Origin of the sequence: Pseudomonas sp. R4-35-07 (genome assembly GCF_003852235.1) — a bacterium.
Lineage (GTDB): Bacteria > Pseudomonadota > Gammaproteobacteria > Pseudomonadales > Pseudomonadaceae > Aquipseudomonas.
The window spans coordinates 847,933-862,515 of sequence record NZ_CP027732.1; the positions used below are offsets into that span (position 1 = coordinate 847,933).

The 14,583-nt window shown below is 59.1% G+C and carries 16 protein-coding genes and 1 tRNA gene; 6 read left to right on the plus strand and 11 right to left on the minus strand.

The genetic code is table 11. The features are described 5' to 3' along the window. Positions 1–54: 54 nt before the first annotated feature. The 10 genes from C4J89_RS03665 to C4J89_RS03710 form a co-directional block, all read right to left on the minus strand. Positions 55–252, minus strand: coding sequence for a hypothetical protein (locus C4J89_RS03665; protein WP_124361191.1), 198 nt, complete (start codon positions 250–252; stop codon positions 55–57). Between the two features lie 181 nt (positions 253–433). Then, positions 434–1,366 carry a sigma 54-interacting transcriptional regulator gene (locus tag C4J89_RS03670; RefSeq protein WP_124361192.1) on the minus strand — a complete coding sequence of 311 codons (933 nt, stop codon included), beginning with the start codon at positions 1,364–1,366 and terminating at the stop codon, positions 434–436. Positions 1,367–1,669: 303 nt separating this feature from the next. Next, positions 1,670–2,770 carry a redox-regulated ATPase YchF gene (gene ychF, locus C4J89_RS03675; RefSeq protein ID WP_057725888.1) on the minus strand — a complete coding sequence of 367 codons (1,101 nt, stop codon included), beginning with the start codon at positions 2,768–2,770 and terminating at the stop codon, positions 1,670–1,672. A 21-nt stretch (positions 2,771–2,791) separates the two neighbouring features. Further along, positions 2,792–3,376 (minus strand): aminoacyl-tRNA hydrolase, encoded by a 585-nt coding sequence (pth, locus tag C4J89_RS03680; protein ID WP_003188350.1) that lies wholly within the window; start codon positions 3,374–3,376, stop codon positions 2,792–2,794. Positions 3,377–3,544: 168 nt separating this feature from the next. Next, positions 3,545–4,150 (minus strand): 50S ribosomal protein L25/general stress protein Ctc, encoded by a 606-nt coding sequence (locus C4J89_RS03685; protein WP_124361194.1) that lies wholly within the window; start codon positions 4,148–4,150, stop codon positions 3,545–3,547. Positions 4,151–4,288: 138 nt separating this feature from the next. Beyond that, entirely contained in the window at positions 4,289–5,230 is a 942-nt protein-coding gene (locus C4J89_RS03690) for a ribose-phosphate pyrophosphokinase (protein ID WP_003208392.1), read from the minus strand. A gap of 46 nt (positions 5,231–5,276) precedes the next feature. Beyond that, positions 5,277–5,351 (minus strand) — tRNA-Gln (locus C4J89_RS03695). A gap of 37 nt (positions 5,352–5,388) precedes the next feature. Next, positions 5,389–6,192 (minus strand): 4-(cytidine 5'-diphospho)-2-C-methyl-D-erythritol kinase, encoded by an 804-nt coding sequence (gene ispE / locus C4J89_RS03700; RefSeq protein ID WP_256681682.1) that lies wholly within the window; start codon positions 6,190–6,192, stop codon positions 5,389–5,391. A gap of 49 nt (positions 6,193–6,241) precedes the next feature. After that, on the minus strand, positions 6,242–6,859 hold the full coding sequence (lolB, locus tag C4J89_RS03705; RefSeq protein ID WP_124361196.1) for a lipoprotein insertase outer membrane protein LolB: 618 nt from the start codon (positions 6,857–6,859) through the stop codon (positions 6,242–6,244). 4 nt (positions 6,860–6,863) lie between these two features. Continuing rightward, on the minus strand, positions 6,864–8,588 hold the full coding sequence (locus C4J89_RS03710) for a tetratricopeptide repeat protein (RefSeq protein ID WP_124413788.1): 1,725 nt from the start codon (positions 8,586–8,588) through the stop codon (positions 6,864–6,866). Positions 8,589–8,770: 182 nt separating this feature from the next. Here C4J89_RS03710 and hemA point away from each other — a divergent pair, with 182 nt between their 5' ends. From hemA to C4J89_RS03740, 6 genes are all read left to right on the plus strand, one after another. After that, complete coding sequence (gene hemA / locus C4J89_RS03715; protein WP_124361198.1) at positions 8,771–10,060, plus strand: glutamyl-tRNA reductase; 1,290 nt, start codon at positions 8,771–8,773, stop codon at positions 10,058–10,060. After that, positions 10,057–11,139: a peptide chain release factor 1 gene (gene prfA, locus C4J89_RS03720; RefSeq protein ID WP_124361199.1), complete on the plus strand. Its 1,083-nt coding sequence runs from the start codon at positions 10,057–10,059 to the stop codon at positions 11,137–11,139. Before hemA ends, prfA begins: the two co-directional genes overlap by 4 nt. Then, positions 11,140–11,970 carry a peptide chain release factor N(5)-glutamine methyltransferase gene (prmC, locus tag C4J89_RS03725; protein WP_124413789.1) on the plus strand — a complete coding sequence of 277 codons (831 nt, stop codon included), beginning with the start codon at positions 11,140–11,142 and terminating at the stop codon, positions 11,968–11,970. After that, positions 11,964–12,719, plus strand: a complete 756-nt coding sequence (locus tag C4J89_RS03730) for a molybdopterin-synthase adenylyltransferase MoeB (protein WP_124413790.1) — start codon at positions 11,964–11,966, stop codon at positions 12,717–12,719. Before prmC ends, C4J89_RS03730 begins: the two co-directional genes overlap by 7 nt. Beyond that, positions 12,712–13,506: a glutamate racemase gene (gene murI, locus C4J89_RS03735; protein WP_124413791.1), complete on the plus strand. Its 795-nt coding sequence runs from the start codon at positions 12,712–12,714 to the stop codon at positions 13,504–13,506. The genes C4J89_RS03730 and murI overlap by 8 nt, the downstream gene beginning before the upstream one ends. A gap of 99 nt (positions 13,507–13,605) precedes the next feature. Next, positions 13,606–14,124 carry an acyloxyacyl hydrolase gene (locus C4J89_RS03740; RefSeq protein ID WP_065891717.1) on the plus strand — a complete coding sequence of 173 codons (519 nt, stop codon included), beginning with the start codon at positions 13,606–13,608 and terminating at the stop codon, positions 14,122–14,124. Positions 14,125–14,261: 137 nt separating this feature from the next. Here C4J89_RS03740 and C4J89_RS03745 read toward each other — a convergent pair whose 3' ends face one another. Beyond that, a complete protein-coding gene (locus C4J89_RS03745; protein ID WP_124361204.1) occupies positions 14,262–14,567 on the minus strand; it encodes a YkgJ family cysteine cluster protein in 306 nt (101 codons plus the stop codon). Positions 14,568–14,583: the final 16 nt, after the last annotated feature.

The window sequence follows — 14,583 nt, forward strand, 5'->3', positions numbered from 1 at the left end:
TTTGTATCGAGAGGGTTACCTCTCGGGCTGATAGGCCGGAGAGGTAAGTCGTTCTTATTGGAAACCTTTAGCAGCTTGGTTGATACCCGATATCAATTTAGCTTCAAGTTGCTTCTTGGTGGTGTAGTCGTTGATTTGTTCTCCTTTTTCGAAGTTGTCTTCTGCCTGGCCGGCGCCGCTTGCGCCAGAGCCTGTAGGGTTTTGAGCGTTGTAGTAGCCGTATTGTGGGGAAGAATTATTGACTGGACCCATAACATTACTCCATGTGTCAGTTTTAATGGAAAATTGCGCCAGCGTGAAATTGAAAGGTGTTCAGGTTTCCTTACAAATTACCGCTGGCACTGAATGTGTGGCATGTAAGTGCAGGGCGTTCCATATGACACTGAATTACAGGTTTCTAAATATTTCCATGGCAGCAAAGGTGCGCGGAATGTCATCGACTTTCTCCGAGCGCTATTTCCAGCTGTTTCATCCGGTAGTACAGCGTACGCTTGGCAACCCCCAGTTCAACCGCCACCCTGTCTACGCAGTGCTGATGACGGCGCAACGACTCTTCAATCAAGGCTTTTTCAATTTGCTGCATGCGCGCCTTCAGGTGGGTCTGGGTATCAGCCCCCTCGTTTATGGGGGGTGAAAGCGGCGGCAAACCCAGGACGAAACGTTTTGCTGTCGACCGCAGCTCGCGGACGTTTCCCCGCCAAGGGTGGCACAGCAGTTGTTGCAGCAGGGCTCCCGAAGGCACAGGTGCAGTGCATTCGAAGTGCTCCGCTTCCTGCTGGATCATCTTCAGGAACAAAGGGATGACGCGTTCACGTTGATCTCGCAACGCCGGAAGTTGGATGTTGACCACATTCAGGCGGAAATACAGGTCGCGCCTGAAAGCGCCTTGATCGACCATTTCACATAGCGAGTGCTGGGCAGACGCGATGACACGCATGTCCACCGGGATAAATCGCGTCGAGCCCAGCCGCTCCACTCCACGCGACTCCAGCACGCGCAGCAGTTTGGCCTGCAGGTTCAAGGGCATGCTGTCGATCTCGTCCAGGTACAGTGTGCCCATGTGCGCGGCTTCGACAGAACCTGCCCGTGATTGAATCGCTCCCGTATAGGCCCCGCTGTTAACGCCGAACAATTGGCTTTCCGCCAGGCTTTCGGGGATGGCTGCGCAGTTCAAGGCGACGAAGTTGCCTCGTCGTCCCGACAGGCGATGAATCCGTTGCGCCAAGGTATCCTTGCCGGTGCCGGTTTCTCCGAGCAGCAAAATATCAATGTTGAGGGCGGCAGTGCCGCTCAACATATGTTCAATATCCGGGTCTTCAACAAGTGAAATAGCCGTTTCATTGTCCATGGGGTCGAAGGCCGACATTGAATGATTACTCCCTTATCAGATTGCTTCACTGCTGACAGTACGGCGCGCAGGCTTAGTTCAGTTAACCGAAGTCTATAGGGATCGTCGCGTGGTTAATTGCTGAAGTGGCGTAGGATAAGTTCTGTTGTGTTTGTCCTGAAGTGTATTCAGTAAACAAAACTGTTTTGCAGTAAGAGTTTTCTGAGTGTGTACGGGATTAAGTTGAGAGCGTACTAAAAAAGTGGGCAAACAGACGTCCACAAAAAAGCCGATGCAATGCATCGGCTTTTTATTGACTGCGAAAGATATCGCTGGTGATGTTTACACGTTGAAACGGAAGTGCATCACATCACCATCCTTGACGATGTATTCCTTACCTTCAAGACGCCATTTACCCGCTTCCTTGGCACCCGCTTCGCCCTTGTACTGGATGAAGTCGTTGTAGGCGATCACTTCAGCGCGGATAAAGCCTTTTTCGAAGTCGGTGTGGATCACGCCGGCGGCCTGTGGCGCGGTGGCGCCAACCTTGACGGTCCAGGCACGGACTTCTTCGACACCGGCGGTGAAGTAGGTCTGCAGGTGCAGCATTTCGTAGCCGGCGCGGATCACGCGGTTCAGACCAGGCTCTTCCAGGCCCAGGGCCTCAAGGAACATGTCTTTTTCTTCGCCGTCATCCAGCTCTGCGATTTCCGCTTCAATCTTGTTGCACACCGGGACCACGATCGCGCCTTCTTCGTCGGCAATGGCCTTGACCACGTCCAGCAGCGGGTTGTTCTCGAAGCCGTCTTCAGCGACGTTGGCGATGTACATCACAGGCTTGGTGGTGAGCAGGTGGAAGCCCTTGATCACGGCTTTTTCGTCGGTGCTCATATTCTTCATCAGGCTACGCGCCGGCTTGCCTTCGGTGAAGTGAGCGATCAACTGCTCCAGCAGGCCTTTCTGGACGACTGCGTCCTTGTCACCGCCCTTGGCGTTGCGCGCGACTTTCTGCAGTTGTTTCTCGCAGCTGTCGAGGTCGGCGAAGATCAGTTCCAGGTCAATGATCTCGATATCACGCTTGGGGTCAACGCTGTTGGAGACGTGAATCACGTTCTCGTCTTCAAAGCAGCGGACCACGTGGGCGATGGCATCGGTCTCACGGATGTTGGCCAGGAACTTGTTGCCCAGGCCTTCACCTTTCGAGGCGCCCGCTACCAGGCCGGCGATGTCGACGAATTCCATGGTAGTCGGCAGGATGCGCTTGGGGTTGACGATGGCCGCCAGTGCAGCCAGGCGTGGGTCGGGCATGGCCACGATGCCGCTGTTGGGCTCGATGGTACAGAAGGGGAAGTTCTCCGCTGCAATACCGGACTTGGTCAGGGCGTTGAACAGGGTGGATTTGCCGACGTTGGGCAGGCCGACGATGCCGCAATTGAATCCCATGGTGTTTCCCCTCGGTAAAAGTCAGGCCTTCTGGCTGTGCAGGTTTTTCATCGCACGGTTCCATTCACCGGCGAAGATATCCGGCAGCACGCCGAGGGCAAAGTCGATGCTGGCATCGAGTTTTTCCTGTTCGGCGCGTGGCGCACGACCCAGGACGAAATTTGAAACCATACTGGCAACGCCTGGGTGGCCAATGCCGAGCCGCAGACGGTAGAAATTATTCTGATTCCCCAACTGCGCGATGATGTCGCGCAGGCCATTGTGCCCGCCATGCCCGCCGCCCAGCTTGAGCTTGGCAACGCCGGGTGGCAGGTCCAGTTCGTCATGGGCCACCAGGATTTCCTCGGGTTTGATCCGGAAGAACCCCGCAAGCGCCGCGACAGCCTGGCCGCTGCGGTTCATGTAGGTGGTGGGAATCAGCAGACGAACATCCTGACCCTGGTGCGAGAAGCGCCCGGTCAGGCCAAAATATTTGCGATCGGCCACAAGATTGATGCCTTGGGCGTGGGCGATGCGCTCAACAAAAAGGGCCCCCGCGTTATGCCGGGTCTGTTCGTATTCGGCGCCTGGATTTCCCAGGCCAACGATCAGTTTAATGGCGGTCACGACAGGGGCCCTTCCTTTGGAGTTGTGGATAACATCGCCGCAGCCAACGTGCGGCGAAAGTGGACGACAGGAGCTCACTTATCCAGAGATAAACTTCGCGTTATCGCCCGCTTTCTCGCTACGTTTCGGTCCGCGATGTTTCCTCAAGCTCCGACGCTGCACAGAGCATTACTCGGCAGCGGTTTCGCCTGCTTCATCTTCTGCTACAACACGTGGCGCGTGGACGTTGGCAACAGCCTTGTCGTCGTTGTGAGCCAGTGCAACGAACTCAACGCCTTTAGGGGCCTTGAGGTCGGACAGGTGAATGATGGTGCCGATTTCAGCAGCCGACAGGTCGACTTCGATGAACTCAGGCAGGTCTTTCGGCAGGCAGCTTACTTCCAGCTCGGTAGTAGTGTGGGAAACAACGCCACCTTTCTTGACCGGAGCTTCTTCACCAACAAAGTGCACTGGAACGATGGCGGTCAGTTTCTGACCGGCAATAACGCGTACAAAGTCAGCATGCAGCACGTGGCCTTTGGCCGGGTGACGTTGCAGGGCTTTGATGATCACGTTCTGCTTGGTGCCACCAACGTTCAGTTCGATAACGTGGCTGTAGGCAGCATCGTTTTCGAGCAGTTTGGCAACTTCTTTAGCCAGCATGCTGATGGATTCAGGGGCTTTGTCGCCACCGTAAACTACAGCTGGAACCAGGCTTGCGAGACGACGCAGGCGGCGGCTCGCACCTTTCCCCAGGTCGGAACGCACTTCAGCATTCAGAGTAAAATCGTTCATGTTGTATCTCCAAAATAACCACATTCGCCCCAGCGTTTGCGACCAGCGCTAAAGGCGATATGGGCAAAAAAGCCCCGCCCCAGCGAAATGCTGGGGCGGGGCGCTTTTCGTCAGTGAAATGATCCGCAGGTTTGACCCTTAGCGGAACATCGCGCTGATCGATTCTTCGTTGCTGATGCGGCGAACCGCTTCGGCAACTACCGGTGCGATATCCAGTTGACGGATACGCGAACAGGCTTGAGCTGCAGCGGACAACGGGATGGTGTTGGTCACCACCAGTTCGTCCAGCATGGAGTTCTCGATGTTCTCGATCGCTCGGCCCGACAGCACAGGGTGTGTGCAGTAGGCGAAGACTTTTGCGGCACCGTGCTCTTTCAAGGCTTTCGCCGCGTGGCACAGGGTGCCGGCGGTGTCGACCATGTCATCAACCAGAATACAGGTACGCCCTTCGACATCACCGATGATATGCATCACTTCAGAGTGATTGGCTTTCTCGCGGCGTTTGTCGATGATACCGAGGTCCACGCCCAGGGATTTGGCGACAGCCCGTGCACGCACGACGCCACCAATGTCCGGGGACACGATCATCAGGTTTTCAAAGCGTTGGTCTTCGATGTCATCCACCAGGACGGGGGAGCCGTAGATGTTATCTACTGGAATATCGAAGAACCCCTGGATTTGGTCAGCGTGCAGGTCAACCGTGAGAACACGGTCAATACCTACCACGGTCAGCATGTCAGCAACGACTTTCGCGCTGATGGCCACACGTGCGGAGCGCGGACGGCGATCCTGACGGGCATAACCAAAATAAGGGATTACAGCTGTGATTCGAGTCGCTGAGGAGCGGCGGAAGGCATCAGCCATCACGACGAGTTCCATCAGGTTATCGTTGGTCGGAGCGCAGGTCGGCTGAATAATGAAGACGTCTTTACCGCGAACGTTTTCATTGATCTCGGCAGTAATTTCGCCGTCGGAGAATTTACCGACAGAGATGTCACCGAGAGGGATATGCAGCTGACGTACGACACGTCGAGCCAGATCGGGGTTGGCATTCCCCGTAAAGACCATCATCTTGGACACGCGCAGTACCTAGAGGCTGAGGGTAACCTGGATGAGTATTAGAAAATGGCAGGGGCGGCTGGATTCGAACCAACGCATGGCAGGATCAAAACCTGCTGCCTTACCGCTTGGCGACGCCCCTGTATCTGTTGCAACGAGTGCCTAACACTCGATTCCTTTTAGAGCAGATTTTGCAGCTTGCGATGCAACATCGAAACGTTGCTTCCTTTTGCTACAAACCCTGTAAGGGTCTCTGTAAGAAGGGCCGAGACTTTATCAGCTTCAGCTTTGCTTGGGAAGCCCCCAAACACACAACTTCCAGTTCCGGTTAATTTTGCTTCGGTAAATTTACCTAACAAATTCAAAGCGTTACGTACTTCTGGATAACGCCTTGCTACAACCGGTAAGCAGTCATTTCGACTGTTTCCCTTGGGAACGGGGCGCACTTTAATGGGAGAAGAGTTACGTGTCAACAACGGATCTGAAAAAATTTCTGCTGTACTTACAGATACTTGCGGCACCAGCACGAGATACCACGGCTCTTCGGGCTCCACGGGGGTCAGTTTCTCCCCCACACCCTCGGCAAATGCGGCATGCCCATGCACGAAAACCGGGACGTCGGCGCCAAGTGTGAGGCCCAGTACGGCCAGGCGATCAGGGTCCCAGCCCAGTTGCCACAAGTGGTTGAGCCCGAGCAGGGTGGTCGCGGCATTTGAGCTGCCGCCACCGATACCGCCGCCCATGGGCAGGACCTTATCAATCCAGATATCGATGCCGAGCGGGCAGCCGGATTGCTGCTGAAGTTTCTTCGCGGCCTTCACGATCAGGTTGCTGTCGTGGGGCACGCCTTCGAACGCGGTGTGCAGCTTGATCACGCCATCGTCGCGCACGGCGAAGGTCAGTTCATCGCCGTAGTCGAGGAATTGAAACAGCGTCTGCAACTCGTGGTAGCCGTCTTCACGACGGCCCAGGATATGCAGCATCAGATTGAGTTTGGCGGGAGAGGGCAGCGTGAGTTTTGCGACAGTCACGTTATTGCCCCAATTTACGCGGTTGCCAGTCCTTGATCACCAGCGTGACGTCAAGGTCGGTGCCGTGCAGTTTGATGCGCTCGGGCAGCCAATAGCCGTTCTGCTGCACGTAGCTCAGGTATTCGACCTGCCAACCGTCCTGCTCCAGGGAGGCCAGGCGACTGTCGCCATTGAGGCTCAAGCGGCTTTTGCTGTCCGGCGCCGGCAGGCCGCGCACCCACCAGACCAGGTGTGAGACAGGCAGCTTCCAGCCGATCTGCTGCTCCAGCAGTTCTTCCGGCGAGGCCGCTTCGTAGCGGCCCTGGTTGGCCACTTCAAGGCTGACTTGTCCCGGTCGACCGGTCAGGCGGGCTGCACCGCGACCCAGCGGGCCGGAGAGGCGAATATCGTAGTAATCCTGGCGTTGCAGCCAGAACAAGGTGCCGCTGCCGGAATCTTTCGGCGCGCGCACCCCGACCTTGCCTTCGATCTGCCAGCCGTCAATGCTGCTGAGCTGGTCCTTGTGCTGTTGCCATTGTGCCGGGTTGCCCTGGCCTTCAACGGATTCGCGGTTGCCTACGCCCGCGCAACCGGCGAGCAGGGCGATGAAGCTGAAAACGATAACGTGGCGCAAGAACATAAGCTTATAGGGTCTCGGATCCGGTCAGGCGTTTGATGGTGCCGCGCAGGATGGGGCTTTCGGGTTGTTCCTTGAGGAATTTTTCCCAGATTTGTCGCGCTTCGCGTTGCTTGCCGTTGGCCCACAGCACTTCGCCCAGGTGGGCGGCGACTTCCTGGTCCGGGAAGCGCTCCAGCGCCTGGCGCAGCAGGCGCTCGGCCTCGTCGAGGTTGCCCAGGCGGTAGTTGACCCAGCCCAGGCTGTCGAGCACGGCCGGGTCTTCCGGGTTGAGCGTGTGGGCCTGCTCGATCAGCACCTTGGCTTCGGCGTAGCGCGTGGTGCGGTCGGACAAGGTGTAGCCCAGGGCGTTGAGGGCCATGGCGTTGTCCGGGTCGCGCTTGATGATCAGGCGCAGGTCTTTTTCCATCTGCGCCAGGTCGTTGCGTTTTTCTGCCTGCATGGCGCGGGTGTAGAGCAGGTTGAGGTCGTCGGGGTATTGCAGCAACGCTTGTTGCAACAATTTCCAGGCGCGTTCGCCCTGGTTATTGGCCGACAAGGTCTCGGCCTGGATCAGATACAGCTGGATCGCGTAGTCCGGTTCGGCATCGCGGGCCGCGGCCAGGCGCTTCTCCGCTTCGTCGGTACGGCCATTGCTCATCAGAATATCAGCCTGGCGCAACTGGGCCGGCAGGTAATCATTGCCTGGGCCGACCTGGGCGTACTCGAGCAAGGCCGCCTGCGGGTCGTTGCGTTCCTCAGCGATGCGGCCCAGGTTCAGGTGCGCCGAGTCCACATGGCTTTCGCGCGCGACCAGCTCTTCAAGATAACCCTTGGCCTCGTCCCAGGCCTTGGCCTCCAGGCACACCAGCGCCAGGGAATAACGCAGTTCGTCATCGTCCGGGTATTGCTGGACCAGATTGGCGAACTGCACCTTGGCGTCTTCCATGCGATCCTGCTCAACCAGCATCCGCGCGTAAGTCAGACGCAGGCGCTTGTCGTCCGGATATTTCTTGATGCTTTTTTCCAGCAGTGGAATCGCTTCCTTGCCGCGGTTGAGGTTCTGCAGCAGGCGGGCGCGTAGCAGGATCGGTGCAATCTCACCGTCTTCCGGCGGGTTCTGCTCCAGCAGCTTGAGGGCGGCGTCGGCTTCATCGTCCTGTTGCAGCAGCAAGGCTTTGCCGAAAATCAGCTGGCTGTTCTTCGGATGCTTTTGCAGCAGGCGGTCGAAACTTTTCATCAAGCCATTGCGTGTGTCCTGATCGGTATCGGCGGCCGACAGCGCAAGGAAGTCGAAATGCGTGTCGCCCTTGCCCTGCAAGACTTTTTCCATGTAGACCATGGAGTCGTCATAGCGCCCGGCGCGTGCCAGCTGCACAGCTGCCGCTCGTTGGGCTTCCAGGTCGTCCGGGGCGTTTTTTGCCCAGATCAGCGAGGCATCCAGTGCGGCCTGGTCGGCGCCCAGGTACTCGGCGATGCGAAACGCGCGTTCCGAGATACCGGGGTCTTGAGTATTGATGGCCTGGGTCACGTAGTTATCCAGGGCAATATCGAAGCGATTGCGCTGGCCGGCCAGTTCTGCGGTCAGCAGGCTGTAGACCGTTTCTTCGCTGAACGATGAATAAACCTTGGGCTTTTCAGGGGCGGGGGTGCTGTCTTCCACCGGCGCTGTAGCGTCCGGCGACACGGGTGCCATGGCCTGGCAGCCGCTGAGGAAGACAAAAGCAAGGAGCAACGCGGAAGATCTATTCATATAGGAAGAGGACGACTAACCTGCGGTCGGATCATCATGACACAAGCCTTCGGCCAAACATAACCGAGTCTCAATGGATGCCTTTATAGGCACAACGTATAGGGACAATAGACGACGGTGGTTGTTCTGGATCTTTCGAAGTAGGACAATTGTCGGCTTCCCGACATCATCAGCGATAGTGAATGGCCTTTCTCGCACTCGGTATTAACCACAAGACTGCCTCGGTAGACGTGCGCGAGCGCGTAGCGTTTACGCCAGAGCAGTTGGTTGAGGCCTTGCAGCAGCTCTGCCGGCTTACCGACAGCCGCGAAGCTGCAATCCTTTCGACCTGCAATCGCAGTGAGCTTTATATAGAGCAGGAACACCTGTCTGCCGATGTTGTGCTGCGCTGGCTGGCCGATTACCACCATTTGAGCCTCGATGACCTGCGCGCCAGTGCCTACGTGCACGAAGACGATGCGGCCGTTCGTCACATGATGCGCGTGGCGGCCGGTCTCGATTCGCTGGTGCTGGGCGAACCGCAGATTCTTGGCCAGATGAAATCAGCCTATGCCGTGGCCCGCGAGGCCGGCACTGTCGGCCCGCTGCTGGGCCGCCTGTTCCAGGCCACCTTCAATTCCGCCAAGCAGGTGCGCACCGACACGGCCATTGGCGAGAACCCGGTTTCCGTGGCGTTTGCCGCCGTCAGCCTGGCCAAGCAGATTTTCAGCGACTTGCAGCGCAGCCAGGCGTTGCTGATCGGTGCCGGCGAAACCATTACCCTGGTCGCTCGTCACCTGCACGAGCTGGGTGTGAAGCGTATTGTGGTGGCCAACCGCACCCTTGAGCGCGCGAGCATCCTCGCCGAGCAGTTCGGTGCCCATGCCGTGCTGCTGTCGGATATCCCGGCCGAACTGGTACGCAGCGACATCGTCATCAGCTCCACCGCCAGCCAGTTGCCGATCCTGGGCAAAGGCGCGGTCGAGAGCGCGTTGAAGCTGCGCAAGCACAAACCGATCTTTATGGTGGATATCGCCGTTCCCCGGGATATCGAACCAGAAGTCGGCGAGTTGGACGACGTTTACCTGTACAGCGTCGATGATCTGCACGAAGTGGTCGCCGAAAACCTCAAGAGTCGCCAGGGCGCCGCCCAGGCCGCTGAGGAGATGGTCAGCACCGGCGCTGAAGATTTCATGGTGCGCCTGCGTGAACTGGCGGCGGTGGATGTGCTCAAGGCGTATCGTCAGCAGGGCGAACGCCTGCGCGATGAGGAGCTGATCAAGGCCCAGCGTTTGTTGGCCAATGGCAGCAGCGCCGAAGACGTGTTGATGCAGCTGGCCCGTGGCCTGACCAACAAGCTGCTCCACGCCCCCAGCGTACAGCTTAAAAAATTGACTGCCGAAGGCCGCCTCGATGCGCTGGCCATGGCTCAGGAACTCTTTGCCCTCGGTGAGGGCGCGTCAGACAGCTCTTCGGATAAAAAACCGCAATGAAAGCGTCACTGCTCAATAAACTGGATGTGCTCCAGGACCGTTTCGAAGAACTGACCGCCTTGCTCGGCGATGGCGAGATCATTGCCGATCAAACCAAGTTCCGTGCCTATTCCAAGGAATACGCCGAAGTCGAGCCCATCGTGGCCACCTACAAAAACCTGCTCAAAGTGCAGGCCGACCTCGAGGGCGCCCAGGCGCTGCTCAAAGACAGCGACCCGGACATGCGCGAAATGGCCGTGGAAGAAGTGCGCGAGGCCAAGGAAAAGCTCGTCGAGCTGGAAGGCGACCTGCAACGCATGTTGCTGCCCAAAGACCCTAACGACGGGCGCAACGTATTCCTCGAAATCCGCGCCGGCACCGGTGGCGACGAGGCGGCGATTTTCTCCGGCGACCTGTTCCGCATGTACTCGCGTTACGCCGAGCGCCGCGGCTGGCGCGTGGAAATCCTCTCCGAGAACGAAGGTGAGCACGGCGGCTATAAGGAAGTCATCGCGCGGGTCGAGGGCGATAACGTCTACGGCAAGCTGAAGTTCGAATCCGGCGTGCACCGTGTGCAGCGTGTTCCGGCGACCGAGTCCCAGGGCCGTATCCATACCTCGGCGTGCACTGTGGCGGTGTTGCCCGAGCCGGACGAGCAGGAAGCGATCGAGATCAACCCGGCGGACTTGCGCGTCGACACCTACCGCTCCTCGGGCGCGGGCGGCCAGCACGTCAACAAGACCGACTCGGCGATCCGCATCACTCACTTGCCGTCCGGCATTGTGGTGGAATGCCAGGAAGAACGTTCCCAGCACAAGAACCGTGCGCGGGCGATGTCCTGGCTGTCGGCCAAGCTCAATGACCAGCAAACCAGCGCCGCCGCCAACGCGATCGCCAGCGAGCGCAAGCTGCTGGTGGGGTCGGGCGACCGCTCCGAGCGAATCCGCACCTACAACTTTGCCCAGGGCCGGGTCACCGACCACCGAGTCAACCTCACCCTGTATTCCCTGGATGAAATTCTCGCCGGTGGCGTCGATGCCGTGATCGAGCCGCTGCTCGCCGAATACCAAGCCGATCAATTGGCGGCGATAGGTGAATAAATGACCATCATCGCCAGCCTGTTGCGTGCCGCCGACCTGCCCGACTCGCCCACCGCGCGCCTGGATGCCGAATTGCTGCTGGCCGCTGCGTTGGGCAAGTCCCGCAGCTACCTGCACACCTGGCCGGAAAAGATCGTCAGCAGCGAGCACGCCCTGGCCTTTGCCGGCTACCTGCAACGCCGTCGCGGCGGTGAGCCGGTGGCCTATATCCTCGGCCAGCAAGGCTTCTGGAAGCTGGACCTGGAGGTCGCCCCCCACACGCTGATTCCGCGTCCGGATACCGAGTTGCTGGTGGAAGCCGCCCTGGAATTGTTGCCGGCCAAGCCCGCCGAGGTCCTGGATTTGGGCACCGGCAGCGGCGCCATCGCCCTGGCCCTGGCCAGTGAACGGCCGATGTGGCAGGTCACGGCCGTCGACCGCGTGCTTGAAGCGGTGGCTTTGGCCGAGCGCAACCGCCAGCGGCTGCACCTCAATAACGCCGTGGTGCTCACTAGCCATTGGTTCGGCGCGTTGCAAGGCCACACCTATGACCTGATCATCAGCAACCCGCCGTATATCGCCGCCAACGATCCACACCTGGCAGCCGGCGATGTGCGCTTCGAGCCGGCCAGTGCGCTGGTGGCCGGCGATGACGGGCTGGACGACTTGCGCCTGATCATCAAACAGGCCCCGGCTCACTTGAATGCCGGTGGCCGCCTGTTGCTGGAGCATGGTTACGACCAGGCCTCGGCCGTGCGCGAGCTGTTGCTCGGTGAAGGCTTTGAAGAGGTGCACAGCCGCATCGACCTCGGCGGCCATGAGCGCATCACCTTGGGACGCCGCCCGTGCTGAGCGACCAGGAGCTGTTGCGCTACAGCCGACAGATTCTGTTGCAGCATGTGGACATCGACGGCCAGTTGCGCTTGAAAAACAGCCGCGCCCTGATCGTCGGCCTGGGCGGGCTGGGTGCGCCGGTTGCGCTGTACCTGGCCGCCGCTGGCGTAGGTGAGTTGCATCTGGCGGATTTCGACACGGTCGACCTGACCAACCTGCAGCGCCAGATCATCCACGACAGCGACAGCGTGGGGCAGACCAAGGTCGATTCGGCCATGGGGCGGCTGAGCGCCCTCAACCCCGAGGTCGCGCTGCTCGCTCACCGCGCCGCGCTGGATGCCGATTCGTTGGCGGCAGCCGTCGCCGCCGTCGACGTGGTGCTCGATTGCAGCGACAATTTTTCCACCCGCGAAGCGGTCAACGCGGCCTGTGTGATGGCCGGCAAACCCTTGATCAGCGGCGCGGCGATTCGCCTTGAAGGGCAATTGTCGGTCTTCGACCCACGTCGCCCCGACAGCCCGTGCTACCACTGCTTGTACGGGCATGGCAGCGATACCGAACTGACCTGCAGCGAAGCCGGCGTGGTCGGCCCTCTGGTGGGGCTGGTCGGCAGCCTGCAAGCGTTGGAAGCCCTGAAGCTACTGGCCGGCTTTGGTGAGCCGCTGGTGGGGCGCTTGTTGTTGATCGACGCGTTGACCACGCGCTTTCGTGAGTTGCGCGTCAAACGCGACCCTGGTTGCAGCGTGTGCGGGACGCAACATGGTTAACGACGCGCCCATCGGTGTGTTCGATTCCGGGGTCGGCGGCTTGTCGGTACTGGACGAAATCCAGCAGTTGTTACCCCACGAGTCACTGCTGTACGTGGCCGATTGCGGGCACATTCCCTATGGCGAGAAAACCCCGGCCTTCATCCGCGAGCGCGCGCGGCGGGTCGCCGAGTTCTTTCGCGGGCAGGGGGCCAAGGCGTTTGTGATCGCCTGTAACACCGCGACGGTCGCCGCTGTTGCCGATTTGCGCCAGGACTACCCCGATTGGCCCCTGGTCGGCATGGAGCCTGCGGTAAAACCGGCGGCTGCTGCGACACGCAGCGGCGTGGTCGGCGTGCTGGCCACCACCGGTACCCTGCAAAGCGCCAAGTTCGCCGCCTTGCTCGACCGTTTCGCCACCGACGTGCGGGTGGTTACCCAGCCCTGTCCGGGCCTGGTAGAGCTGATTGAGACCGGCGACCTGAACAGCCCGGCGCTGCGCCAGTTATTGCAGGGTTACATCGAACCGCTGCTCAGCGCTGGCTGCGACACCATCATCCTCGGTTGTACCCACTACCCCTTCCTCAAACCACTGCTGGCGCAGATGCTGCCCCCGAGCATCATCCTGATCGACACCGGCGCCGCCGTCGCGCGCCAGCTCAAGCGCTTACTGGGCGAACGCGGCTTGCTCGCCAGTGGTTCCCCGCTGCCTGCGCAGATCTGGACCAGCGGCGATGTGTATCACCTAAGAAATATCCTACCGACACTATGGAAACATCCTGGAGTTGTGCGAAGCTTCGCTTCGTGAAAATTTCGTGAAATCTCGCTGAACTTCTGGCTCTACGTCAGCTTCTATAGCGAGATGGCCTGTAAATAACCAACAACTTCGTTCGCAAAGGTAGTTTCTATGAAGCGCTTGTTCTGTATGGCTGCTATTGCGGCTGTGATGGTGGGACACTCTATTACCACCCAGGCCGCCGGCCTGGAGTTCGGGCTGGGCAGCACCAGCGATTCAACGCTGACCTACCGTCTGGGCCTGACCTCGGATTGGGACAAAAGCTGGATGCAGAGCAATGTCGGTCGCCTGACAGGCTACTGGAGCGGCGCTTATACGTATTGGGAAGGTGATGACCGTGCAGGCGCCAGCAGCCTGTCGTTCTCGCCGGTGTTTGTGTATGAGTTTGCCGGCGAGTCGGTCAAACCCTACATCGAGGCCGGGATCGGCGTGGCGTTGTTCTCCCGCACCCAACTGGAAGACAACAACATCGGCCAGTCCTTCCAGTTCGAAGACCGCCTGGGTTTCGGCCTGCGGTTTGCCGGCGGGCATGAAGTGGGCATTCGCGCCACGCACTATTCCAACGCCGGGATCAGCAGCAACAACGATGGGGTAGAGAGCTACGCGCTGCACTACACCATGCCGTTGTAACGTTCAAGAACACCGAAAAACCAATGTGGGAGGGGGCTTGCCCCCGATGACGGCCGGTCAGTCAAATTATAGGTGACTGACACAACGCTATCGGGAGCAAGCCCCCTCCCACATTTGGATTTGTACTTATCGCCGTATCAGCGGTAGACCGTAGCAATACCTGCACGCTCTTCCAGACACTCCGGCGCCCCCATCTCGAATTCCCGGCAAATCAACGGCCGAAGCTCATAGATCGTGCACATCATCGTGTTCCGGTCCAGCGCCGCACACCAGCCGTCATCCAGGCGCAGCATCACTTCGCCGCCCCAGTCGTCGGTATCGATATAGCGCTGCGGCACGCCGGTGTCGGTGATCAGCATGACTTCCAACTGGCAACAGCAGGCCGCACACGTCGAGCAGGTGACGGCGGGTTCGGTAATTTGAATGTGAGGGATGTTGGTCATAGGCGCGCAGTGTAAG